We start from the raw sequence: 24,441 nt of genomic DNA on the forward strand, positions 1-24,441 counted from the left end.
CCTTGGGAATTCCCAAGGTTTATCTTAAATATTATTTGTAATTAAAAATTACATCATTCCTGGCATTCCACCACCCATTGGAGGCATTCCACCAGCTGGTGAATCTTCTTTAATATCAACTAAAGCACATTCAGTTGTTAAAATCATTCCAGCAACAGATGCAGCATTTTCTAATGCAACACGAGTTACTTTCTTAGGATCAATAATTCCAGCTTCTAACATATCAACATACTGTTCAGTTTTAGCATCGTATCCGAAGTTACTTTCTCCTTCTAATACTTTGTTAATTACTACTGAACCTTCACCACCAGCATTTTCTACGATGGTGCGTAATGGAGATTCAATTGCACGATTTACAATTTGAATTCCAGTAGTTTCGTCCAAGTTTTCAGTAGTTAACGTTTCTAATACTTTTTTAGCTCTAACTAAAGCAACTCCACCACCAGCAACAATACCTTCTTCTACAGCTGCACGAGTAGCATGTAAAGCATCATCAACACGGTCCTTCTTTTCTTTCATTTCAACTTCAGATGCAGCTCCTACATATAATACAGCAACTCCTCCAGCTAATTTAGCTAAACGCTCCTGTAACTTCTCACGATCGTAATCAGAAGTAGTAGTTTCAATCTGTGCTTTAATTTGGTTTACACGAGCTTTAATTTGAGTTTCATCTCCAGCTCCGTTTACCACTGTAGTATTGTCTTTATCAATAGTAACTGTTTCAGCAGTTCCTAATAAATCTAAAGTAGCATTTTCTAAAGAGAATCCTCTTTCTTCAGAAATTACAGTTCCACCAGTTAATATTGCGATGTCTTCTAACATTGCTTTTCTTCTATCTCCAAATCCTGGAGCTTTAACAGCAGCAATTTTTAATCCACCTCTTAACTTATTTACCACTAAAGTAGCTAATGCTTGTCCATCTACATCTTCAGCGATAATTAATAATGGACGACCAGATTGTGCAACTGGCTCTAAGATTGGTAAAATCTCTTGTAAATTAGAAATCTTCTTATCAAATAATAAGATATATGGATTTTCTAACTCAGCAATCATTTTATCTGCATTTGTCACAAAGTAAGGAGATAAATATCCTCTATCAAACTGCATTCCTTCAACAACGTCTACGTAAGTGTCAGTTCCCTTTGCCTCTTCTACAGTGATAACTCCTTCTTTACCAACCTTACCGAAAGCAGTAGCAATTAGATCACCAATAACAGAATCGTTATTTGCTGAAATTGAAGCTACTTGTTGAATTTTCTCTGAAGAATCTCCAACTTCTTTAGATTGCTTTGCTAAGTCTTCTGTTAAAGCAGTAACAGCTTTATCAATTCCTCTTTTTAAATCCATAGGATTTGCTCCAGCAGCAACATTCTTTAACCCTTCTTTTACAATTGCTTGAGCTAATACTGTAGCAGTTGTAGTTCCGTCTCCAGCTAAATCATTTGTTTTAGAAGCAACTTCTTTTACCATTTGTGCTCCCATGTTTTCTAGAGCATCTTCTAACTCAACTTCCTTTGCTACAGAAACTCCATCTTTAGTTACATGAGGAGCTCCGAATGATTTAGAAATAATTACGTTACGACCTTTAGGACCTAATGTTACTTTTACTGCGTTTGCTAATGCGTCTACACCACGTTTTAGTCCGTCGCGAGCTTCTATATCAAATTTTATATCTTTTGCCATTTTTGATTCTTTTTAGAATAGTTTGTTTGAAATTAAATGATAGCCATGATGTCTGACTCTCTCATCATTAGATAATCTTTTCCTTCGAATTTAAGTTCTGTACCAGAATACTTACCATATAAAACTGTATCTCCAACTTTTACCGTTAAAGGCTCATCTTTTTTACCAGTTCCTACGGCAACGATAGTTCCTTTTTGAGGCTTCTCTTTTGCGTTATCAGGTATAATAATTCCTGAAGCGGTAGTAGTTTCAGCTGCAGCTGGTTCTACTAGAACTCTATCTGCTAAAGGTTTGATATTTAATCCCATTTTATTTAAAAATTTTGATTAATCTGTTTTTAATTTTTCAGTTTTCTAAAGGTCAGAAATTATGCCAAGGCTATAAAACTGCCATTTTTACTGCGCAAAGTTATTTCGAAAAAATGAGATAAAAAAAAATGCCAACGTGTCATCGTTGGCATTTCTTATTTTTATTTTTCTATCTACTATTGTACTGAATCTTTTGTGTTATCAGGAGTAGTAGTTGTAGCTGGTGCAGTTGTTTCAACACCATCTAAAGTATTATTTAAATCTGGAGCGTTATTCGAATTACCTCTTTCGATAGCGAAGTTAGATAATAAGATTAAAGCGAACATTGCAATAGCTAACGTCCAAGTTGTTCTGTCTAAAAAGTTGTTAGTGTTTTGTACACCACCGATGTTCATACCACCGCCACCTCCGAAAGAAGATGATAATCCTCCACCTTTTGGGTTTTGAACCATAACGATTAAAATTAATGCAATCGCAACAATGATGATTAAAATTAAAATTGGTAAATACATGTCTTTATTATGATTTTTGTAAAATTCGTATCTTCTTAATTTGGTCTGCAAAGAAAGTACTTTTTTCTGGATATTTCAAACTTAATATTTCATAGGCTTTTACAGCATTATCATATTTCTTTTGCTCTAGATAAATTTTAGCCAATGTTTCAGTCATTGGTAAAGGTTCTTGAACAGTATCAATAGGTTTTGCATTCGATGTGGAATGCTTGTTAATCCTAGAGATTTTAGGGTTATTTGCTATGAAATTATCTATAATATTATCCTGTAAAGATTTTTCTTTTTGAGGTTCAAGTTTTTGAATTGTTCCACTTGATAATTGTAACCATTGATTAAATGAATGTGTTTCATTTTTAGTAAATGGTATTGGTTTACCTATAGCTAATTCTTCTTTTATAGTTTCAATACTATTCTCAGAATCGTCATCGGAAATTGATTTTTCCTCAATAATATCTTCTTTCTTTTTCTTGAATAGTTCTGATGTTATAAAATCGAATAAAATAGATCGATCTGTGGTATATGCAGCAGTGAGTTTTAACTCATTATTGTACTTAAAACTTTCTTGCTCTTTTAACGCTTTTAAAAAAAGTGCTCGTGCAGATTGAAAATAAGGATATTTTTCAATTACAGCCTTAATTTCGTTTGCATCCTGTTGTTCAATGAATGAAGGATTGTTTAAGATGTATATGTAGCTGTCTTTTACCATTTAGCGACAGAAGCATTAAATATATCTTGTGTAATTCTTGGTAAAATTTCGTCGTACGCTGCCTCAAGAACACTTCCTGCTAACTGTTGAGATGCTCCATAATCGTAATAGAAAGAAAATTGTTTTTCAAAATCATCTTTCTCTTCTAAAGCATTTGTAAAACGCACATTAACCGAAATAGTTAAACGGTTTTGAGCTGCAGTTTGATTAGAAGTAGCACTAATGGGAGAAATTCTATAACCTGTTATTTCACCTTCAAAACGTAAATCACCACCAGCTCTCACTAGCGTTAAATTTGTTTGTCTGGTAAACAAATCTTGTAAATCTTGGGTAAATCTTTGACTTAAAGAAGGTTCTACTAATGCAGCTTGATTAGGGAAGAAATTAACCTGAATTGTTTTAGCATTTCCAGTATTTCCACCAGTGAATGAGTAAGCTCCACATCCAATAGCAACTAGCATAAAAACTGAAGCAAAGAATATATATGTAAGTTTTTTCATTTTTAAATTTAGATAAACAAGTTTACAAAATCTATTATAAATCGTATTGTTTTATTTTTCGATAAAGTGTCCTTTCTGATATGCCTAATTCCTTGGCTGCAAGTTTTCTTTTACCTTTATTTCTATCAAGAGATTTTCTAATCATTTCCACCTCTTTTTCTTGTAAAGATAAGTTTTCATGTTCTTCAATTGTCTCAATAAAATCATAATTGTTTTCAGAAGAAGATTCCGGAATTTGAACTACTTCAACACTACTTGTAGTTGTATCTTGATCGTTGTATATCCTTTGAATAATACCTTGGTTTTCTTCTTGAACTTCTTGAACGTTGCCGTTTTGCATTAAATCTAACGTTAATTTTTTTAGATCATTAATGTCGTTACGCATATCAAATAATATTTTATACATGATATCACGTTCATTTGAAAAGTCATTTGAATTCGAAGAGTTATTGTCAACGAGAACAGGAAGATTATTTCTTGAAATATTCGGTAAATATTGAGCTAAAATTTCAGGAGAAATAATTCTGTTTTCTTCCATAATTGAAATTTGCTCAGCAATATTTTTTAATTGTCTGATGTTTCCAGGGAAACGGTAATTAAGTAAAACATTACTTGCATTTTCGTCCAATCGAATTACAGGAATTCGGTTTTTTTGAGCGAAATCAGAAGCAAATTTTCTAAACAATAAATGAATATCATTTCCACGTTCTCTTAAAGGAGGTAAAGAAATTTCGATAGTACTTAACCTGTAATATAAGTCTTCTCTAAATTTCCCTTTACTAATTGCTTCTTGCATTTTCACATTAGTTGCAGCAACAATTCGAACGTTTGTTTTTTGAACTTGCGAAGATCCTACTTTAATGAATTCACCATTTTCTAGTACACGTAACAATCTTACTTGAGTTGTTAATGGTAATTCTCCTACTTCGTCTAAAAATATTGTTCCTCCATCGGCAACTTCAAAATATCCTTTTCTAGTTTGTGTTGCTCCAGTAAATGCTCCTTTTTCATGACCGAACAGTTCACTATCAATTGTGCCTTCTGGAATTGCACCACAGTTTACAGCAATATATTTTGCATGCTTTCTGTGGGATAATTGATGAATTATTTTCGGTATATTTTCTTTTCCTACGCCACTTTCTCCTGTTACTAAAACGGAAATATCAGTAGGCGCAACTCGAACAGCTTTTTCAATAGCTCTGTTGAGTTGAATGTCGTTCCCGATAATTCCGAATCGTTGTTTTACAGCTTGTAAGTTTTCCATTCTTTTTCTTTCAAAACAAATTAATTATTATCTGAATATCCTACAGCAGTTCCTTTTAATGTTGTTGATGTACAATCTTCGATTTTTACATTTACAAAATCTCCTAGTTTATAGTGTTCTTTAGGAAAAACAACAACTGTGTTTTGTGTATTTCTTCCTTTCCATTCGTTTTCACTCTTCTTAGAAGTTCCTTCAATTAAAACTTCCTGAATCTTTCCAACATGTTCTTTAGCTCTATATAAACTATGTTCTTGCTGAAGGTTGATGATTTCTTGTAGTCGTCTTTTTTTAACTTCTAATGGAATATCATCTTCCATTTTTTTAGCAGCTAAGGTTCCTGGACGTTCTGAATAAGCAAACATAAATCCGAAGCTATATTTTACTTTTTCCATTAAATCTAAAGTGTCTTTATGATCTTCTTCTGTTTCTCCACAGAAACCAGCAATCATATCTTGACTTAGATTCATTTCAGGAATAATCTTATAAATGTTTTCAACTAATTCTAAATACTCTTCACGAGTATGTAAACGATTCATCGCTTTTAACATTTGATTACTTCCACTTTGAATTGGTAAGTGAATGTATTTACAAATATTTTCGTGTTTGGCCATTACGTGAATAACATCTAATGTCATATCCTGTGGATTAGACGTAGAAAAACGAAATCTCATTTTTGGGAATTCTGTAGCACACATATCTAAAAGCTGAGCAAAATCAACAGCAGTTGCTTGAGCCATTTCAGAAGCTTTTTTGAAATCTTTTTTCAATCCACCTCCATACCATAAATATGAATCCACATTTTGACCTAAAAGTGTAATCTCTTTGAAGTTTTGTTCGTGCATTGAACGAATTTCTTCAATAATACTTTTTGGATCTCTACTACGTTCTCTGCCTCTAGTAAAAGGAACAACGCAAAACGTACACATATTGTCACAGCCTCTAGTAATTGAAACAAAGGCTGAAACTCCGTTAGAATTTAATCTTACAGGTGAAACATCAGCATAAGTTTCTTCCTTAGATAAAATTACGTTTACAGCATCTCTTCCAGCTTCAACTTCTTCAACTAAGTTAGGTAGATCCCTGTAGGCATCTGGTCCAACAACTAGATCAACAATTTTTTCTTCCTCTAAAAACTTAGCCTTTAAACGTTCTGCCATACAACCCAAAACACCTACTTTCATTTTTGGATTTACCTTTTTTACAGCGTTGTATTTTTTTAGTCTGTTACGAACAGTGGTTTCTGCTTTTTCACGAATAGAACATGTGTTCACTAAAACTAAGTCTGCTTCTTCTATTTTTCCTGTAGTGTTGAAACCTTCTTCAGCTAATATAGCAGCAACAATTTCACTGTCGTTCATGTTCATTTGGCAACCGTAACTTTCAATAAAAAGTTTCTTGTTATTACCCTCTTTATTATTTGTTAATAACGGCTTACCTTGTTTTTTCTCGTCGATTACTTTTTCTATCTGTTCCATTGTCTATTAACTCGTTCTAAGTGGACGGCAAAGATACAACCAATTTTATGATTATGTGACAAATTGTCATTAAATAATTATTTATTGACAATTTAAATTAGCGTTAATTCTTTGAAAACAATTCTTAATAAAAAAAAACTATATACTTTTGCACTTTAAAAGGCACTACTTTAATAGGTGTATAACCAAATAAAAAAATATGGCAAAAAATTTAGTAATTGTCGAGTCACCTGCTAAGGCTAAAACAATTGAGAAGTTTTTAGGAAAAGATTTTCAAGTTGAATCAAGCTTTGGACATATCGCAGATTTACCATCGAAAGAGTTAGGAGTTAATGTAGAAGGAGATTTTAAGCCAAAGTATATTGTCTCTACCGATAAGAAGTCAGTTGTAAAGAAACTGAAGGATTTAGCAAAGAAAGCAGAGATGGTTTGGTTAGCTTCCGATGAGGATCGTGAGGGAGAAGCTATCGCATGGCATTTAGCTGAACAACTTAAACTAACAAAAGATAATACGAAACGTATTGTTTTTAATTCGATTACTAAAAACGCCATTTTAAAAGCTATTGAAAACCCAAGGACTATAAATTACAACTTAGTTGATGCTCAACAAGCAAGAAGGGTTTTAGATAGAATAGTTGGTTATGAGCTTTCTCCGGTTCTATGGAGAAAAGTAAAAGCAGGTTTGTCAGCAGGTAGAGTGCAATCTGTTGCCGTGCGTTTAATCGTAGAGCGTGAAAGAGAAATAGAAAAGTTTAATGCGGTTGCTTCTTACAGAGTAGATGCGGAGTTTATAAATGCAGATGGAAAAAAGTTTAAAGCAAAACTTCCAAAAAACTTTACGTCTAAAGAAGAGGCTGAAGAGTTTTTAAATTCATGCTTAAATGCCGAATTTTCTGTTTCAGATTTACAGAAAAAGCCGGCTAAAAAATCACCAGCAGCACCATTTACAACATCAACACTTCAACAGGAAGCTTCTAGGAAATTAGGGTTTCCAGTTGCTAAAACAATGTTGATGGCACAACGTTTATATGAAGCTGGTCTTATAACTTATATGAGAACGGATAGTGTCAATTTATCTTCAGAGGCAATCAATTCGGCTGCAGAGGAAATTGAAAGTTCTTATGGTAAGGAATATAGTAATCCTAGAAATTTTTCAACTAAAGCCAAAGGTGCGCAAGAAGCTCACGAGGCAATTCGTCCAACGAATATGGCCCAACACACAGTTTCGGTTGATTATGATCAAGATAGATTATATAGCTTAATTTGGAAGAGAACTATTGCTTCTCAGATGAGTGAAGCTAAGTTAGAAAGAACGAATGTGAAGATTTCTAACAATAAAAATGAAAAAGTATTTTCTGCAAATGGAGAGGTAATTACTTTCGAAGGATTCTTGAAGGTGTATTTGGAAGGAACAGATAATGAAGATGAAGAACAAGCAGGAATGTTACCTAAAATGGAAGTAGGAGAGTCTGTAGAAAAACAATACATAACTTCTACTCAGAGATATTCTCGTCCGCCAGCAAGATACTCTGAAGCTGCTTTAGTAAAACATTTAGAAGAATTAGGAATCGGACGACCTTCAACTTATGCGCCAACAATTTCAACTGTACAGCGAAGAGGTTATGTTGAAAAAGGAACAGCAGAAGGAGTGGAGAGAAATTATATTCAATTGCAATTAAAAGATGGTAAGGTTACCGAAAATGTTCTAACTGAAAAAGTTGGAGCAGATAAAGGTAAAATGATGCCAACGGATATTGGTAATATTGTAAATGATTTCCTAGTTGAAAACTTTGGTTCTATTTTAGATTACGGATTTACAGCTAAGGTAGAATCTGACTTTGATAATATTGCGGATGGTAAGGAAAACTGGACTGCTGTAATTAAAGATTTTTATAAAGATTTCCATTTCACAGTTAAAGATGTTGCAGAGAATGCAGAAAGAGCAAGCGGTCAACGATTACTTGGAGTTGATCCGGATTCTGGTAAAAATGTATATGTACGATTAGGAAGATTTGGAGCGATGGTTCAAATTGGAGAGGCTACTGATGAAGAGAAGCCAAAGTTTGCTAGCCTTCAAGGGGATCAAACTATGAGTTCTATTACTTATGAAGAAGCGATGGACTTATTTAAATTACCTAAAACACTTGGTGATTACGAAGATAAAGAAGTAGTTGTAGCTAATGGTAGATTTGGTCCTTACATTAAATTTGATGGGAAGTATGTTTCTTTAGATAAAAATGAAAATCCAATGTCTGTTGATATGGACAGGGCGATCGAATTAATCGAAGCAAAAAGAAAGGCCGATGCTCCTATTGGAGAGTATGAAGGAATGCCAATTCAAAAAGGTGTTGGTCGTTTTGGACCATTCATAAAATGGAATTCTATCTTTATCAATGTAAATAAGAAATACGATTTTGATAATCTTACTCAGGCAGATCTCGAAGAACTGATTGAAGATAAGAAAAAGAAAGAAAGAGAAAAGCTAATCCATAGCTGGGAAGATGTAGGTATTCGTGTCGAAAAAGCGAGATGGGGTAGGTTTAATGTTATCAAAGGAAAATCTAAGGTAGAATTACCAAAAACTACCGAAATAGATAAATTCACTAAAGAAGAAGCAGTTAAATTATTTGAATCTAAAAAAACAGCTAAAAAGACTGCTAAAAAAACCACCAAAAAGAAATAAATTTATATATTGGTCCAGTTCACTAATCCCCTAAATTAATGAATAGCGATTTTTTATCACCTATAGATGAAAAGGTCTTTGCACATACAGTGTTGCAATCACCTAATTCCATCGGCAGAAATATTGAAATTCATACCATCCAAAACGGAGTTCCGAGTTTGGATGAAGTTGCTGTTGCTATAGTAGGTGTTAAAGAGGGTAGGAATTCAGTTAATAATAATGGTTGTGGAGAGGATTTATCTGAAATCCGAAAAGAATTCTACGAACTTTTTCCAGGTAAATGGAGTTTAAAGATTGCAGATTTAGGAAACATTGAAGCAGGTAATAAGGTAGAAGATACATATTACGCAGTTGCTGATGTTGTTTCGTCCTTAGTGAAAAAAAATATTACAGTTGTTTTAATTGGAGGAAGTCAAGATATAACTTATGCAAATTACAGAGCATATGATAAGTTAGATCAGACTATTAATTTATCTGTAATAGATAATCGTTTTGATTTAGGAAATATAGAAGAAGATTTGAGTGCGAATTCCTATTTAAGTAAAATTATAATGGAAGAGCCTAATAATCTTTTTAACTATAGTAATTTAGGTTATCAAACTTATTTTAACTCTCAAGAAGAAATTAATTTGCTTCAAAATCTATATTTTGATACTTTTAGACTTGGAGAGGTTAAAAAATTAGAATTAGTGGAGCCGATCTTAAGAGATGCAGATATCGTTAGTATCGATATTGGTGCAGTTCGTCTAAGTGACGCCCCAGGAAATAAAAATGCAGTCCCTAATGGGTTTTATGGGGAAGAACTTTGTGCAATAGCCAGATATGCTGGGATAAGTGATAAAGTTACTTCATTTGGAATCTATGAATTTAACGGACGATATGATAATAATAACCAAACATCTAGTTTAATTGCCCAAACAATTTGGTATTTCATCGAAGGAGTGAATTTTAGAGCAAAAGATTATCCGTATTCTTGCAAGGAGAACTATCAAAAGTTCAGTGTGATCCTTGAAGACGATGATCCTATTAATTTCTATAAAAGCGACAAAAGTGGCAGATGGTGGATGGAGATAAATTTGATATCGGATAATAAATACAAGAGACATGCGTTAATACCATGTGCATATCAAGATTATGCACAAGCATTAGAGCAAAAAATTCCTGAAAGATGGTACAAGGCACAGCAAAAACTTACATAAAAAAAGTTATATTTGCATCCCTTGGTCGTAAATGTTGAAAAAATAATAATTCATTAATAAGAAAGTTACGAACTCTTTAATAAGTTTAAAGTATGAAGAAAGTAGCACTATTTGCCCTAATATTAGTTTTTTTCTATAGTTGTGGATCTAGCAATGATAGAGGAGAATTAGTAGGAGTTAAGTCTAAAAGAAAATGGTTCGCAGAAAAGCCATATGGTATGGTATATATAAAAGGAGGTTCGTTTACAATGGGTAAACAAGATGAAGATCCTTTAGGAGCTATGAATGCGCCTACACGAACAGTTACTGTTCAACCATTTTACATGGACGAAACTGAGATTACAAATAGCGAGTATAAACAGTTTGTTAAGTGGGTTAAAGACTCAATAGTTAGAACTAAATTGGCTTATCAGGCCGAATTTGCTTCTGGTGATGAATTAGCAGACGGTGCAAAGCCAACAGGTATACAGTTATATGCTTTCGCTTCTAAAGATACTGTAGGTGAATCTGCATATGAGAAGTATATGAGAGAGAATTACTATGAAGTTGGAGAAGGATTAGATTCTATTAAACCTCTAAACTGGGAGGAAGAAATAATTTGGAATAAAGAAGATTTTCCAGACGCTGATTATGTTGAAGTTATGGATTCTTTATACTTAAATAAAGATGAGGCTTTAAACGGTATTCCTACTTTTAATACTGAGTTGTTGAATTACAGATATTACTGGTTCGATAATGAAGAAGCTGCAAGAACAGGAAAAAACAGAAAAGCGTTTCTTAAAGATAAGGTGTTAAATGTTTATCCAGATACTACTGTGTGGATAAAGGATTTCAATTACTCTTATAACGATCCTATGCACCAAGAATACTTTGCACACAAAGCATTCGAAGATTATCCAGTTGTAGGTGTAGATTGGTTCCAAGCAAGAGCTTTTTGTCACTGGAGAACAAAAACAAAAAATGCATATCAACGTTCAAAGAAAAACTTAGGATTAGTTCCATCATTCAGATTACCTACAGAGGCTGAATGGGAATATGCAGCTCGTGGAGGTTTAGATTATGCTAAGTATCCATGGGGAGGTCCAAGTACTACAAGTGATAGAGGTTGTTTCTTAGCAAACTTTAAACCAGTACGTGGAGACTATGCAGCGGATGGTGCATTATATACTGTTGAAGCATTATCATACAACCCTAACGGATTTGGATTATACAATATGGCAGGAAATGTTGCAGAATGGACTCATACTGCTTATAATCAAATGTCTTACTATATGGGGTCAACAATGAATCCAAATGTAGAAAACATCAAAAACCGTCGTAAAATTGTACGTGGTGGATCATGGAAAGACGTGGCATACTTTTTAGAGGTAGGTTCTCGTGACTGGGAATACGCAGATACTTCAAGAAGTTATATTGGTTTCAGAACCGTTCAAGATTATTTAGGAACCAAAAAACAATAAAGAACAATTAATAAGTAATAAATAAATATCCCTAATTAAAAAACAAGTATTATTATGGCACAATCAAAATCAACTAAGAGATTATTTAACATGGCTTATGGTTTAGGAGCAGCAGTTGTAATCCTAGGAGCATTATTTAAAATCATGCACTTTAAGATTGGACCTTTAACAGGAGGTGTAATGTTAACGATAGGTATGGCTGTGGAAGCGATCGTATTCGCATTATCTGCTTTCGAACCAGTTGAAGACGAGTTAGATTGGACAAAAGTTTATCCTGAATTAGCTGATGGAACATCTACAGGTAGAGGTGGTAAAAAAGAAGCTTCACCAGAAGAAGCTCAGTCTTTATTATCTAAAAAGTTAGATGATATCTTGAAAGAAGCTAAGTTAGATGCACAATTAGTATCTAGATTAGGATCTAGTATTAAAGATTTCCAAGGAGCTGTAGAGCCATTAGCATCTGCATCTCAGTCTATTTCTGCTACTAACACTTATAACGAACAAATGTCTAAAGCAGCGGCACAAATGGCTTCTTTAAACACTTTATATCAAACACAAGTAGAGAATGCTTCTAAGCAAGCTGATTTAAATACAGCAATGGTAGAAAATTCTCAACGTTTACAAGAGCAAATGCAATCTTTAGCAACAAACTTATCTTCGTTAAACGGAGTATATGGTGGAATGTTATCTGCAATGAGCACAAAGTAATTTATTATTAACTAAACAAACTAATTGTAAATTATGGCAGGCGGAAAACAATCTCCAAGGCAAAAGATGATTAACCTTATGTATCTTATTTTCATTGCAATGTTAGCGATGAACATGAGTAAGGAGGTATTATCAGCTTTTGGTTTGATGAATGAAAAGTTAACAGATGCAAATACTAGAGCATCTGAGCAGAATGCAAAAGCATACGCAAATTTAGCAACTAAAGCAGCTGAACAAGCTAAGCAATATGGAGAAGCTAAAGAAAAAACTGATGAGCTTAAATCTAAAGCTGACGACTTTTATGCGTATATCGAAGATTTAAAAGGAAAAATGACTTCTGACGTTAAGGATAAGAAGGACTATGAAACAATGGATAAATCTAAGTTTTTAGATGAGTATTTCTTTGTTAGTGGTACTATTACTCCTGAAGGAAAAGAATTTGTTTCTAAAATGGATGAGTTCAGAAAGGCTTCTTTAGAGGTATTAGGAGATTCTGAATTAGCAGGTACTGTAAACGAACGTTTTAGTACAAATCCTGTTAAAAACAAGGATGGAGCACAATTAAATTGGTTAAACTATCACTATGAAGGTTTCCCATTAGTTGCTTCTTTAACGAAGTTAACTCAAATTCAAGCTGATGTTAAAGCGACTGAATCTGATGCCTTATCTTCTTTATTAAGAGGTGAGTTAGAAAGTGCAGTTTCTATGACAAACTACGATGCAATGGTAGTTTTTGATAAAAACGCTTACTATCCTGGAGAGAAATTATCTGGTAAGATTGTACTAGGTAAAAATGATCCAAATTTAACAGCAGAAAAAGTTGTTATCAATGGTAATGATTGGCCAGAAGATAAAATTAAAGCAGGTCAGGTTATTTTAGATGGTCCAGCAGGTGGAGTTGGAGATAGAGAAATTAAAGGTTCTTTCTTCTTTAAAGAGAATGATTCTTTAGTAGAAATTCCAATCCAAGGTGGATATTCTGTAATTCCAAGACCAAACGAAGCAGTAATTTCTGCGGATAAGATGAATGCGGTTTACCGTGGTTTATCTAACCCAATGACAATCTCTATGCCTGGAGTTCCTTCTAACAAAGTTTCAGCTTCTGCTGCAGGACTTAAAAGAGTTAAAGGAGATAGCTATATGATGAGACCAGGTAAAGGTAACGAAGTAACAATTAGAGTTACAGGAACATTACCTGATGGAAAGAAAGTTAGTTCTAATAAGAAATTTAGAATTAAAGAGATCCCACCAGCTGTGGGAATGGTTAGAGGTCAGTATGGTACAGTTTCTATGCCTAAAACAAGTGTAGGTAAAATTAGAGTTGGTGCAGGTTTACCAGACTTCTTATTTGATTTAAAATTAAATGTATCGGCTTTTAAAATAAAAGTTCCTGGTCAAGTTGCAATTCCTGTTACCGGTACTACTATGAATGGTAGAGCTAAGCAGGCAATTAATAAAGCTAGAAGAGGAGATCAAATTACGATTTACGATATTAAAGCTACAACTTCTGGATATAAACTTAAGAAAGTATTACCAGTAGTTATTAAAGTTTCAAACTAATAATATAAAACAAAAGAGTATGAATTGGAAGCGTTTTTATATGGTTATTATGGCAGTGGCTACTACATATGTAGGTACAGCTCAAGTCAATCTATTAAATGCTAATAAAGTAGAGGAGATTGGAGTAAAGTCTCAACAAGAGATTGAGTTAGATGCTGCTGCAGACAAACCTTTACCTTATGGATACATTAGTGACAGAGATGTCCTATGGTCTAAGGTGGTTTGGGAGTATGTAGATCTAAACCAAAAGATCAACTTACCATACTATTATCCAATTGATACAGTGAATACTTCTAATACAAGACGTTCATTGTTCGATACACTGTTAAAAGGAATTAAAACAGGGAAAATTACGGAAGTATATCAGGATTCTTATTTTACTACTAAAATTGGTATGAAGGAAATCGAAGAGATGACCAAGAGTACTAGAGAAATTGATGGTGGTGAAGAACAAGGAGGATATACTGATGAATATTTTGTGAAGTCGGAGCATATTAAAGGTTATCTAATCAAGGGAATATGGTACTTCGATAAGCGACAAGGTGAATTAAAGTATAGAATGTTAGCAATTTCGCCTATGGGACCTGATGTACAGGTAATGGGAGTTGAAGAGATTGATGATAAAGACAGTGTTTACGAATTGTTCTGGGTTTTCTTCCCGGATGCGAGAGAAGTATTACATGAATCTAAAGTTTTCAATCCTAAGAATTCTGCTCACCCAATTTCTTATGACAACTTATTAAACGCTCGTCGTTTTAATGCAACAGTTGTTAAAGAAGAAAACTTATATGGTGATAGAAAGATTGCTGATTATATTAGAGGGAATTCATTATTCCAATTATTAGAAGCAGATAGAATTAAAGAAGGAATACGTGACCGTGAAATGGACATGTGGAACTACTAATTCTAATATTATAAGAAATTAAAAGCGCTCAATTTTGAGCGCTTTTTTTATGCATAATAACTATTTTTGAAAAATGAAAGTTGATTATATCGTTGTTGGTTTAGGACTTGCAGGTCTGGCCTTTGTTGAGCAGTTAGAAGAAAACGGAAAGTCCTATTTAATTTTTGAAGATGACTCACAGAATTCCTCTAGTGTTGCTGGTGGAACATATAATCCAGTTATTCTAAAACGTTTTACTCCAGTTTGGAATGGTCATGAACAATTGGAACTGGCAATGCCATTTTATGAGAAATTATCAGATAAATTACAATGCAACTTCGATACAAAATTCATAACTAAGAAGGTTTTCAATTCAGTAGGAGATGAGAATAATTGGTTTACAGCATTAGATAAGCCAATGTTGTCTCATTACATGAAACCTGATATTTCAAAAGGAAAGATTGAAGGTGTAATAGGAGATTATGGTTTTGGAGAATTAACAGGTACTGGGAGAATTGATACCAAGCTACTTATTGAGAAGTATCGTTTTCATTTATTAGAGAATGATAAATTAAGAGAGGAAAGTTTCTCTTATGAAGATTTAGAGGTTTCTAGGGATAAAATTATATACAAGGATGTGGAATCTAATAGAGTGGTTTTTAGTGAGGGTTTTGGACTTAAATTAAATCCTTTTTTCAATACTTTACCATTAAATGGAACCAAAGGTGAGATTATAACCATTCATGCTCCTGAGTTAAATATTGACTTTCTATTAAAGTCATCAGTATTTGTTTTACCATTAGGAAATGACCATTACAAAGTTGGAGCAACTTTTAACTGGACAGATAAAACTTTAAATACTACAGAAGAGGGTAAAAAAGAATTGGTAGATAAATTAAAAAAGACAATATCTGTTCCTTTCATAATTGTAGAACAAACAGCGGGTATCCGCCCTACAGTGAAAGATAGAAGGCCGTTAGTTGGTAAACATTCCAAATTTCCGAATTTATGCGTTTTAAACGGTTTGGGAACACGCGGAGTTATGATAGCACCAACGATAGCTAAAAATCTCTTTAATCACCTTGAAAATGGTGAAGAATTAGATAAGGAGATTGATATTAAAAGATTCGAAAACTAAAGTTTAAGATTCTTGCTTAATCTCTTCCTTCTTCTTGTAACTAACAAATAGGTTAATCCAGATAATTCTTGAAAGTCTTAATGTAAACGGTGTAAGTAGCAATGAAACTACAATTACAGCTATAAAACTAGTTAGAATATCAAAGTTTAAAAACACTTTAGAAATAATAAAAACAGTAACAAAAAGAGCCACAGCTAAAGCATAATTTACGTACATGGCACCAAAGAAAAAAGAAGGTTCCATCATGTATTTTAATTTGCAGTGAGAACAGTTTTCATGAAGTTCTGTTACTTTTTTTACGTTGAAAGAAGCTTTGTGTTTGAAAAAATCTCCTTCGTGGCATCTGGGGCATTTGTTGTTAAGAATGCTGTACAATTTGTTTCCTTTACCCAACATATATTATCGTATTTTTCACCGCTAAAGGTGATCAGTTTTGTAAGTTTGTACAAATTTCGAAAAAATAAAAAGGAATCGGCAGACATTCTTATAAAATATGCCTATTCACCAATTATAATTAACAATTAATTATGTTAAATGTACACAACCTAACGGTATCTTTTATGGGGACAGATTTGTTCTCTGGAATAACTTTTAAATTAACTAAAGGAGATCGAGTAGGACTGATAGGAAAAAATGGAGCTGGAAAATCTACGTTATTAAAAGTTTTATCGAAAGATATTGAAAGTAGTGGAGGAACTTTAGCATTTGACAAAGACATTAAAATTGGTTTTTTACGTCAGGATATAGATTTCGTTCAAGGAAGGACTATTCTAGAAGAAGCCTATCAAGCATTTGAAGAGATAAAAGAAATTGAGGGGAAGTTAGAAGGAATTAATCAACAACTTGCTGAAAGAACTGACTATGAAAGTGAAAGCTATAACCAACTGATAGTCGATTTAAATGAATTAACAGAAAGATACGAGTTATTAGGAGGATATAATTATCAAGGAAATACCGAGAAAATATTACAAGGATTAGGTTTTAAAAGAGAAGATTTTGATAAACTAACAGATACGTTTTCTGGAGGATGGAGAATGCGAATCGAGTTAGCTAAATTATTACTTCAAAGCAATGATATTTTATTGCTGGATGAGCCTACTAACCACTTAGATATTGAATCGATTATTTGGTTAGAGAATTTCTTGAAATCTTATCCTGGGGCAATTGTTTTAGTATCGCACGATAAGATGTTTTTAGATAATGTTACAAATCGAACAATAGAGATTTCTTTAGGTCAGATTTATGATTATAAAAAACCATATTCTCAATATTTAGAGCAAAGAGCGGACATAAAAGAAAAACAACTACAAGCTCAGAAAAATCAGGAAAAAGAAATTAAACGAACCGAGCAACTAATAGAAAAATTTAGGGCAAAGGCAAGTAAAGCTTCGATGGCACAATCTCTTATTAAAAAACTGGATAAAGTTGAACGTATAGAGGTTGATCAAGATGAAAATGCTGTTATGAATGTTCGTTTTGAAATTTCAAAAGAACCAGGTAAAATTATTGCTGAAGCCGAAAATGTAGCTAAAAGTTATGGAGATAAAGAAGTGTTACGAGATGTGAACTTAATGATAGAACGTAACGCAAAAGTTGCTTTTGTAGGACAAAACGGACAAGGAAAATCTACCTTAGCTAAAATGATGGTAGGAGAGATTCCTTATGAAGGAAATCTTAAATTAGGTCACAATGTAGAAGTTGGATATTTTGCTCAAAATCAATCCGAATACTTACCACCAGAAAAGACGGTTTTAGAAATAGTTGAAGAAGCTGCAAACGATACAAATAGAGTTCGTGTTCGAGATATGCTAGGTGCTTTTTTATTTAGTGGAGATACTGTTGAAAAGAAAGCAAAAGTGTTATCAGGAGGAGAACGAAACAGACTAGCTTTATGTAAGTTATTAATGACTCCTTTTAATGTGCTAATCATGGATGAGCCCACAAACCACTTAGATATTGCGTCTAAGAATGTTTTGAAAAGAGCATTACAAAACTTCAACGGAACATTAATTTTGGTTTCTCACGACCGTGAGTTTTTACAAGGTTTAGCGAATAAAGTTTATGGTTTTAAAGATAAAGTAATCAAAGAATACCTTGGAGATATTGATTATTTCTTGGAACAACATAAAATTGATAATTTAAGAGAAGCTGAAAAACGTACAGTTGTCAAAGAAGAAAAAGATACAAGTAAAAAGGAAGCTTATAAATTATCTAAGGAGCAAGAACGAGAATTAAGAAAGTTGAAAAATAGATCTTCAAAAATTGAAAACTTAATTGCTGATCTAGAAAAAGAAATTGAAGCTACAGATTTAGAATTAGCACAGAATTATGATGAAGTTTCTTCTCGACCAAACTTTTTCCAAGAGTATAAAGCCAAGAAGGCTAAAATTGATGATTTAATGTTGGAATGGGAAGAAGTTGAAGAAAAAATAGCAAGTTTTTAAGAATAAAAATCATCCCGAATTTTCGGGATGAAATATTTCGCGATGACGTTGATTCTATATTAACATCCATCATCATACATTACCAACCATCCCTTTTCTTGTTTAATAGTAAAAGGAACTTTTTCCAAGGTGCAATTTGGTTCTACTACAAATTCTACAGTTCCAGAAACAGTAAAATCTTTATTAGTTTTTAGCGTCATTTTTTGTTTGTAGGTGGTATTTACTCTTACCCAATTTACAAAACCAGCAACAAATGGATGAGGGTCAAATTCTTCATGAGATTTAGGAGTTTCAATCAAGTTTTTATCTACAGTTATATTGTCATTTTCAGGAATTATAATTCTGAACTTACCCTTAAAATCTTCTTTTGAACTCGGAGAAATGAAATGAGCACCTTGACTTAAAAATACATCAGTAACAATTGTGTAGGTATCGGAAGAATTTTTTTCTAAACTGAATAAAACAGAATACGGATTTTTTCTGTTTTTAGGTTGATCCGAAACTTCATAGTTGTAGGAAACCACTTTTTCACTAAATGCAGGTTTGCTTTCTTTTGTTTTACAAGAAAATAGTAAAATGGCAAGAAGGAGTAAAAGTAACTTATTCATATTCTTTGTGTTAATTTAATAAATAGTGCTTATTTTGTTTGGTAAAACTAGTTCAAAGTCTTGTAGAAAGTGTCAAAAAAGTGTAAAACAAGTGTCAAAGGCTGTAAAAAGTCTACAAAAAGTGAGTTATTTGTAATACCTATGAACAAATTACTTTTTGGTGTACTTTTTTGCACCCTCTTATTACTTTCCTGTGAGCAAAAAAAATCTGATTTTTCAGAAAAAGTAAAGGTGTCACTTAGAAATGTCGGGCATCAATTATTGCTTTCTCAAAAAGATTCTACATCACTTGTTTTACCTGTGCAGCAATTACAGGAAGATCAGTATAAAATGTCATTCCAAAATAATTTGCAGATAGAACCAAGTGAATTGGTAACCATTATAAATAGCAATTTTAAAAAGGCAGATTTACCGGCAAAATATAGAGTAGAAGTTAAAAACTGTGCGAGTGAAGAAATAGCTTACAGTTTTGAAATGATTCTTAATGAAGAAAAGTCAATAATTCCTTGTAGTGGAAGAAATTTACCCAATAGTTGTTATGTGATTACCGTACATTTTACTTCAGAGAAAGGAAAAGGGTTAACCCCAATTTATATTTTCGTTTCATTGTTGTTTACTTTGTTAATAGTAATTGTAGTATGGTATCTGAACAAGAAAACCGAAAATCCAAATAGCAAAGATTCAGGAACACAAAAGCTAGGAGCGTTTTTATTTTATCCTGATCAAAATAAATTGGTAAAACAGGCCGTTGAAATACCTTTGTCTAAAAAAGAATGTGAGATACTATCGATATTTATTTCAAGGCCAAATGAAATAATAAAACGGGAAGAGCTAACAAAAAAAGTTTGGGAAGATAATGGAGTTTTTGTGGGAAGAAGTTTAGATACGTATATTTCGAAAATTCGAAAAAAAATAAAAGAAGATACTTCAATACGATTAACAAATGTCCATGGTGTTGGTTATAAGTTAGAAGTAGATTAGCGTGTATGTTGAGTAATTTACCAGAGTTTAATTTAAATGTAGAAAACCAGCAAATAAGACTTCCTATATTGGAGGAGTGTGATGTTGAGTTATGGATTAAAAGAGAAGACAAAATTCATGATCAAATCTCTGGGAATAAATTTAGAAAGTTAAAATACAACATTAAGGAAGCTCAAAAACTACAAAAGAAAACAATACTAACTTTTGGAGGAGCATATTCTAACCATATTTTAGCTGTTGCTGCAGCAGGAAAACTCAATGGAATTGAAACTATCGGAATCATTAGAGGGGAAGAATTAGCTAAAAATTTAGAGAAAACACTTGCTACTAATTCTACATTAGCTCAGGCTAAAGCTTATGGAATGAAATTTGAATTTATTTCTAGAGAGGCCTATCGAAATAAAAACACAAGTGAGTTTCTAGATAGTTTAAAACAGAAGTTTGGAGATTTTTATTTAGTTCCAGAAGGAGGAACTAACCAACTGGCAATTAAAGGTTGTGAAGAAATCTTAACTATTGAAGATGAAAAATTCGATTATATTTGCGTGGCTGTAGGTACTGGAGGAACAATTTCTGGACTTATTAATTCAATCCAAAATCATCAAGAAATATTAGGCTTTCCAGCTTTAAAAGGTGATTTTTTACAGGAAGAGATAAAGCAATTAATAAGAAATCAGAATACTTGGAGTTTGATAAATGAATATCATTTTGGTGGATACGGGAAATTTAATTCCGAATTAATCCGTTTTATGAATGAATTCAAAGCAGAAACAAAAGTCTTATTAGATCCTATTTATACTGGGAAAATGTTGTTTGGTATTTTAGATTTAATTAAAAGAAATAAGTTTTCAAAAGGTGCCAAAATTTTAGCTATTCATACTGGAGGGATTCAAGGTATTGATGGCTTCAATCAAAAATTAAGGAAAAAACAATTAGACATAATTAGCTTGTAAATGAAGTTGAGAGTAGTAATTTTTAGTGTATTAGTAATGCTTTTATCAAGCTGTGGTTCAAAAAAGCAAGTGGTAACTCAACCTACACAAAAACCAATTGTAGTAACAGCACCAAGAAAGGATAAAAAGGTTGATATTCCTGAAGTAAAACCAAAAAAGACTACCAAGAAAACTGTATCAACAATAACAGCTACAACTCAAGAATATATCGAAAAGTTTGCGCCAATTGCAGTAAGAGAAATGCATAAATACAAAATTCCGGCAAGTATAACTTTGGCTCAAGGAATTTTGGAATCTGGTAGTGGTAGAAGTCCATTAGCAATTAGATCAAATAATCATTTTGGAATTAAATGCCATAAAGGCTGGAAAGGTAAAAGTGTTACTCATGATGATGATGAAATTGGTGAATGTTTTAGAAAGTATCAACATCCTGAAACTTCATATGAAGATCATTCGCAATTTTTAGTCTCAAGAAAAAGATATGCAGGGTTATTTAGATTAAACCCTACTGACTATAAAGGTTGGGCATATGGATTAAAAAGAGCGGGATATGCAACGGATAGAAAATATCCAGTCAAATTAATTGCTTTGATTAAGAAGTATAACTTGGATAAATATGATAGATCAACAAAGACCAAAACGGTTGCTAAAAGTTATAAAGAAGAGAAGAATAACAATAAGAAAACAAACTTCTATTACAAGGTAGTAAAAGGAGATACATTATATTCTATCGCTAGAAAATTCAATACTTCGGTATCAAAATTAAAAAGCCTAAATAAGCTTCGAAATAATACAATAAGTATCGGTCAAGAATTGATATTAAAATAAAAAAAAGAGCAGTTTTTACTGCTCTTTTTTTTGACGATTAACTTTCCCTTCTTCAATTTTGATTTCTAATTTAACATAGCTAAGAAATCTTTATATCGTTGATATGTTTACTTCAAATTGATGTTCAAATCTAACATCAACTTTTTTCAAAAAAAAACTAGGATGAGTTATCCTGGATAATCATTTAGGCAAACTCACATAATAATGAGTAAAGTGGTCATTTTCCCAGTTTTTTGAATATCAGAGAATGAATTACGATTTTTTTTATTGGTTTTTTGGTGATAATTTTACCTAACATTATAATAAAGAAGAAAGTTGCAGTACAAGAAATATATATTCATTTTCCTTTTTTTATCATTTCTGGTTTCTAAAGCTCAATCGGAACCGAAAGCAGAACCTTATTGGTCTAACACTAAGGTTATGGAATTAAAAGTAAAGGTTTATGATGAAACAAATAAAAGGTTTATTGAAGATGCTGAGGTAAGTGTAAATTCATTTATAACTACTAAATCTGACAGTCAAGGTATTTACAGAGTGAAAGGAAGAGTTCATGACGAATTGGTAGTACGTCACCCTGATTTTGATACAGTTTATCATGTTATCGATTCAGATAAAGACATTAAGGTCGTTATTAAGAAAATATTAAAAACAAAAAAGAGCTTTTTTGCTAGTGCAAAAAAAAGAGAGTTAAATTACACGCAGTTCATTGACTCTGCAAAATTCTATCAATATAAAGATATTGACAAAAGTTTAAGTTTTATTGAAAACCTATTAGAATCCGAACAGTCAAAGCAAAGACATGCAAATACATATAAGGTGTTGGCTGATATCTATTTACATTGGAAACAATATGACATAGCCATTAGTAATTATCGAATTTCATTACGTATTAATGAAAAAGTAGAAACATTGTTACAGCTAGCTAAAGCTCAGTATTTAGCAAAAGAGTACGATGATAGTGAAGAAACATATAATGATTTAAAAACAAAAAGCTTAAGTAGTTATGAAAGAGTTCAAGTTTTTCAGGGATTAGCAGATGTTTTTCTATCAAAGAAAGAGTTTGAAAAAGCTAAAAATAATTATGAAAAAGGATTAGAAATTGCAGAAGAGAAATCTATAAAAGAAGAAATTCCTGATTTAAATGCTAAAATTGCTAATATTTATGCAAAAGAAGGAAATTTAAGCAAAGCAAATACTGCAATTAATAAAACACTTGAACAAGCTTCCGAACTTGACGAAGAACCGTCCTTAAAAGTTCAGCAAGAGGTAGCCGATTTTTACAATGAAACAGAGCAGTATGATAATGAAATTAAGTTAAGAAAAGAGATACTCGAAAATGTAGATAAAAACGCAAGGAATAATGTTAAGAGAAAGAGAGAATCGATTAAAACAGAAGAGGACGAGATTGAAGAGCCAAAAGACTCATTAACATCTCAAAAGATGAATTATAAAATTGGAAACGCTTATGTTTTAAAAGAGAACTACGATGAGGCAATCAATTATCTTGAAAAGAGTATAAAAGAAGCTGACAAGAAAGAGGATTTTGAAGTTAAGAAACATGCTACTCGAAAACTTTCTGAGGTGTATGCAACCGTTGGGTCTTATGTAAAAGCATTAAGAACCTACCGAGATTTTGTTGAGGTTGTGGATACGCTGTATTTAAAGAAAGAACAAGAAATTTATCAAATACAGAGGTTGAGTAAAAAGATTGCTGAGAATCAAAGTAGAATCGCGATTCTTGAGAAGGATAAAGAGCTTTCTGAAAGTAAATTAAGTGTTGCTTATAAGGATAAGGAATTAACTGTTGAGAGAAATATTCGCCAACAAATCATTATTTATTCTTTATTGTTAGGTTTGGTTTTAATGAGTTTGTTGAGTTACTACTCGCATAGAGCGAATCAGAAGCAAAAATTGGCGAATAACCTTTTAGCGCTAAAATCAATGAGGTCTCAAATGAACCCGCATTTTATATTCAATGCATTAAATTCTGTAAATAGTTTTATTGCAGTAAATGATGAGAGAAATGCAAATAGATATTTATCTGAATTTTCCGTATTAATGCGTTCGGTATTGGAAAACTCAGATGAGGATTTTATTCCTTTTACTAAAGAAATTGAATTACTTGAGCTTTATGTTAAATTAGAACACAATCGTTTTCAAGATAAATTCGAATATAAAATAGATGTTGATGAGTCTATTGATCTAGATGATTATAAGATTCCACCTATGTTGTTACAACCTTATATTGAAAATGCAATTTGGCACGGTTTAAGATATAAAAAAGAGAAAGGAAACTTATCGATTTCTATTCAAAACGAAACAGCTGATAGTATAAAAATTGTGATTCAAGATAACGGAATTGGAAGAAAGAAATCCATGGAAATGAAAACTAAAAACCAGCTGAAACAGAAGTCTAAAGGAATGAGTACGATTAAAAATAGAATAGCTATTCTAAATGATATGTATCAAGATAAAGTGGCTGTACAAATTTCCGATGTATTAGAAGACGGATCAGGAACAAAAGTAGAAGTAACCCTAAAAAAATAAA

General features: G+C 32.4%; 21 protein-coding genes. 12 read left to right on the top strand and 9 right to left on the bottom strand.

Annotation, left to right across the window (positions count from 1 at the left end; translation table 11 throughout):
- Nucleotides 1–48: 48 nt before the first annotated feature.
- From groL to miaB, 7 genes are all read right to left on the bottom strand, one after another.
- The gene (gene groL / locus ABNT61_RS15160; RefSeq protein WP_348709970.1) at nucleotides 49–1,683 is read right to left on the bottom strand and encodes a chaperonin GroEL; all 1,635 of its coding nucleotides are present in this window, start codon (nucleotides 1,681–1,683) and stop codon (nucleotides 49–51) included.
- Nucleotides 1,684–1,715: 32 nt separating this feature from the next.
- The gene (groES, locus tag ABNT61_RS15165) at nucleotides 1,716–1,991 is read right to left on the bottom strand and encodes a co-chaperone GroES (protein ID WP_348722801.1); all 276 of its coding nucleotides are present in this window, start codon (nucleotides 1,989–1,991) and stop codon (nucleotides 1,716–1,718) included.
- 176 nt (nucleotides 1,992–2,167) lie between these two features.
- On the bottom strand, nucleotides 2,168–2,503 hold the full coding sequence (secG, locus tag ABNT61_RS15170) for a preprotein translocase subunit SecG (protein WP_348722799.1): 336 nt from the start codon (nucleotides 2,501–2,503) through the stop codon (nucleotides 2,168–2,170).
- 7 nt (nucleotides 2,504–2,510) lie between these two features.
- Complete coding sequence (locus ABNT61_RS15175; RefSeq protein WP_348743826.1) at nucleotides 2,511–3,209, bottom strand: hypothetical protein; 699 nt, start codon at nucleotides 3,207–3,209, stop codon at nucleotides 2,511–2,513.
- Entirely contained in the window at nucleotides 3,203–3,709 is a 507-nt protein-coding gene (locus ABNT61_RS15180; protein ID WP_348709964.1) for an LptE family protein, read from the bottom strand. The genes ABNT61_RS15175 and ABNT61_RS15180 overlap by 7 nt, the downstream gene beginning before the upstream one ends.
- A gap of 34 nt (nucleotides 3,710–3,743) precedes the next feature.
- The gene (locus ABNT61_RS15185; RefSeq protein ID WP_348743827.1) at nucleotides 3,744–4,973 is read right to left on the bottom strand and encodes a sigma-54 dependent transcriptional regulator; all 1,230 of its coding nucleotides are present in this window, start codon (nucleotides 4,971–4,973) and stop codon (nucleotides 3,744–3,746) included.
- 20 nt (nucleotides 4,974–4,993) lie between these two features.
- Entirely contained in the window at nucleotides 4,994–6,448 is a 1,455-nt protein-coding gene (miaB, locus tag ABNT61_RS15190) for a tRNA (N6-isopentenyl adenosine(37)-C2)-methylthiotransferase MiaB (protein ID WP_348709962.1), read from the bottom strand.
- Nucleotides 6,449–6,647: 199 nt separating this feature from the next.
- On the opposite strand from miaB, the gene topA reads away from it, so the two are divergent.
- From topA to ABNT61_RS15225, 7 genes are all read left to right on the top strand, one after another.
- Nucleotides 6,648–9,131, top strand: a complete 2,484-nt coding sequence (topA, locus tag ABNT61_RS15195) for a type I DNA topoisomerase (protein WP_348743828.1) — start codon at nucleotides 6,648–6,650, stop codon at nucleotides 9,129–9,131.
- Nucleotides 9,132–9,169: 38 nt separating this feature from the next.
- Nucleotides 9,170–10,330 carry a formimidoylglutamase gene (locus ABNT61_RS15200; protein WP_348743829.1) on the top strand — a complete coding sequence of 387 codons (1,161 nt, stop codon included), beginning with the start codon at nucleotides 9,170–9,172 and terminating at the stop codon, nucleotides 10,328–10,330.
- 92 nt (nucleotides 10,331–10,422) lie between these two features.
- The gene (gene gldK / locus ABNT61_RS15205; RefSeq protein ID WP_348740788.1) at nucleotides 10,423–11,790 is read left to right on the top strand and encodes a gliding motility lipoprotein GldK; all 1,368 of its coding nucleotides are present in this window, start codon (nucleotides 10,423–10,425) and stop codon (nucleotides 11,788–11,790) included.
- Between the two features lie 54 nt (nucleotides 11,791–11,844).
- Complete coding sequence (gene gldL / locus ABNT61_RS15210; protein ID WP_348709955.1) at nucleotides 11,845–12,498, top strand: gliding motility protein GldL; 654 nt, start codon at nucleotides 11,845–11,847, stop codon at nucleotides 12,496–12,498.
- Between the two features lie 33 nt (nucleotides 12,499–12,531).
- Complete coding sequence (gldM, locus tag ABNT61_RS15215) at nucleotides 12,532–14,058, top strand: gliding motility protein GldM (RefSeq protein WP_348722789.1); 1,527 nt, start codon at nucleotides 12,532–12,534, stop codon at nucleotides 14,056–14,058.
- 19 nt (nucleotides 14,059–14,077) lie between these two features.
- Nucleotides 14,078–14,962, top strand: a complete 885-nt coding sequence (gldN, locus tag ABNT61_RS15220; RefSeq protein WP_348743830.1) for a gliding motility protein GldN — start codon at nucleotides 14,078–14,080, stop codon at nucleotides 14,960–14,962.
- Nucleotides 14,963–15,035: 73 nt separating this feature from the next.
- Entirely contained in the window at nucleotides 15,036–16,079 is a 1,044-nt protein-coding gene (locus ABNT61_RS15225) for an FAD-binding oxidoreductase (RefSeq protein WP_348743831.1), read from the top strand.
- A 3-nt stretch (nucleotides 16,080–16,082) separates the two neighbouring features.
- Here ABNT61_RS15225 and ABNT61_RS15230 read toward each other — a convergent pair whose 3' ends face one another.
- Nucleotides 16,083–16,475 (bottom strand): DUF983 domain-containing protein, encoded by a 393-nt coding sequence (locus tag ABNT61_RS15230; protein WP_348709950.1) that lies wholly within the window; start codon nucleotides 16,473–16,475, stop codon nucleotides 16,083–16,085.
- A gap of 131 nt (nucleotides 16,476–16,606) precedes the next feature.
- Here ABNT61_RS15230 and ABNT61_RS15235 point away from each other — a divergent pair, with 131 nt between their 5' ends.
- Entirely contained in the window at nucleotides 16,607–18,523 is a 1,917-nt protein-coding gene (locus ABNT61_RS15235) for an ABC-F family ATP-binding cassette domain-containing protein (RefSeq protein WP_348743832.1), read from the top strand.
- 59 nt (nucleotides 18,524–18,582) lie between these two features.
- Here ABNT61_RS15235 and ABNT61_RS15240 read toward each other — a convergent pair whose 3' ends face one another.
- Nucleotides 18,583–19,131: a hypothetical protein gene (locus tag ABNT61_RS15240; RefSeq protein ID WP_348743833.1), complete on the bottom strand. Its 549-nt coding sequence runs from the start codon at nucleotides 19,129–19,131 to the stop codon at nucleotides 18,583–18,585.
- Between the two features lie 141 nt (nucleotides 19,132–19,272).
- Here ABNT61_RS15240 and ABNT61_RS15245 point away from each other — a divergent pair, with 141 nt between their 5' ends.
- The 4 genes from ABNT61_RS15245 (at nucleotide 19,273) to ABNT61_RS15260 (ending at nucleotide 24,440) form a co-directional block, all read left to right on the top strand.
- Complete coding sequence (locus tag ABNT61_RS15245) at nucleotides 19,273–20,112, top strand: winged helix-turn-helix domain-containing protein (protein WP_348743834.1); 840 nt, start codon at nucleotides 19,273–19,275, stop codon at nucleotides 20,110–20,112.
- 5 nt (nucleotides 20,113–20,117) lie between these two features.
- Nucleotides 20,118–21,065 carry a 1-aminocyclopropane-1-carboxylate deaminase/D-cysteine desulfhydrase gene (locus tag ABNT61_RS15250; RefSeq protein ID WP_348743835.1) on the top strand — a complete coding sequence of 316 codons (948 nt, stop codon included), beginning with the start codon at nucleotides 20,118–20,120 and terminating at the stop codon, nucleotides 21,063–21,065.
- Nucleotides 21,066–21,893: a glucosaminidase domain-containing protein gene (locus ABNT61_RS15255; protein WP_348743836.1), complete on the top strand. Its 828-nt coding sequence runs from the start codon at nucleotides 21,066–21,068 to the stop codon at nucleotides 21,891–21,893.
- Between the two features lie 420 nt (nucleotides 21,894–22,313).
- Nucleotides 22,314–24,440: a histidine kinase gene (locus ABNT61_RS15260; RefSeq protein ID WP_348743837.1), complete on the top strand. Its 2,127-nt coding sequence runs from the start codon at nucleotides 22,314–22,316 to the stop codon at nucleotides 24,438–24,440.
- Nucleotide 24,441 lies beyond the last annotated feature (1 nt).

This window comes from Tenacibaculum sp. 190524A05c (assembly GCF_964036595.1).
Classification (GTDB): domain Bacteria; phylum Bacteroidota; class Bacteroidia; order Flavobacteriales; family Flavobacteriaceae; genus Polaribacter; species Polaribacter platacis.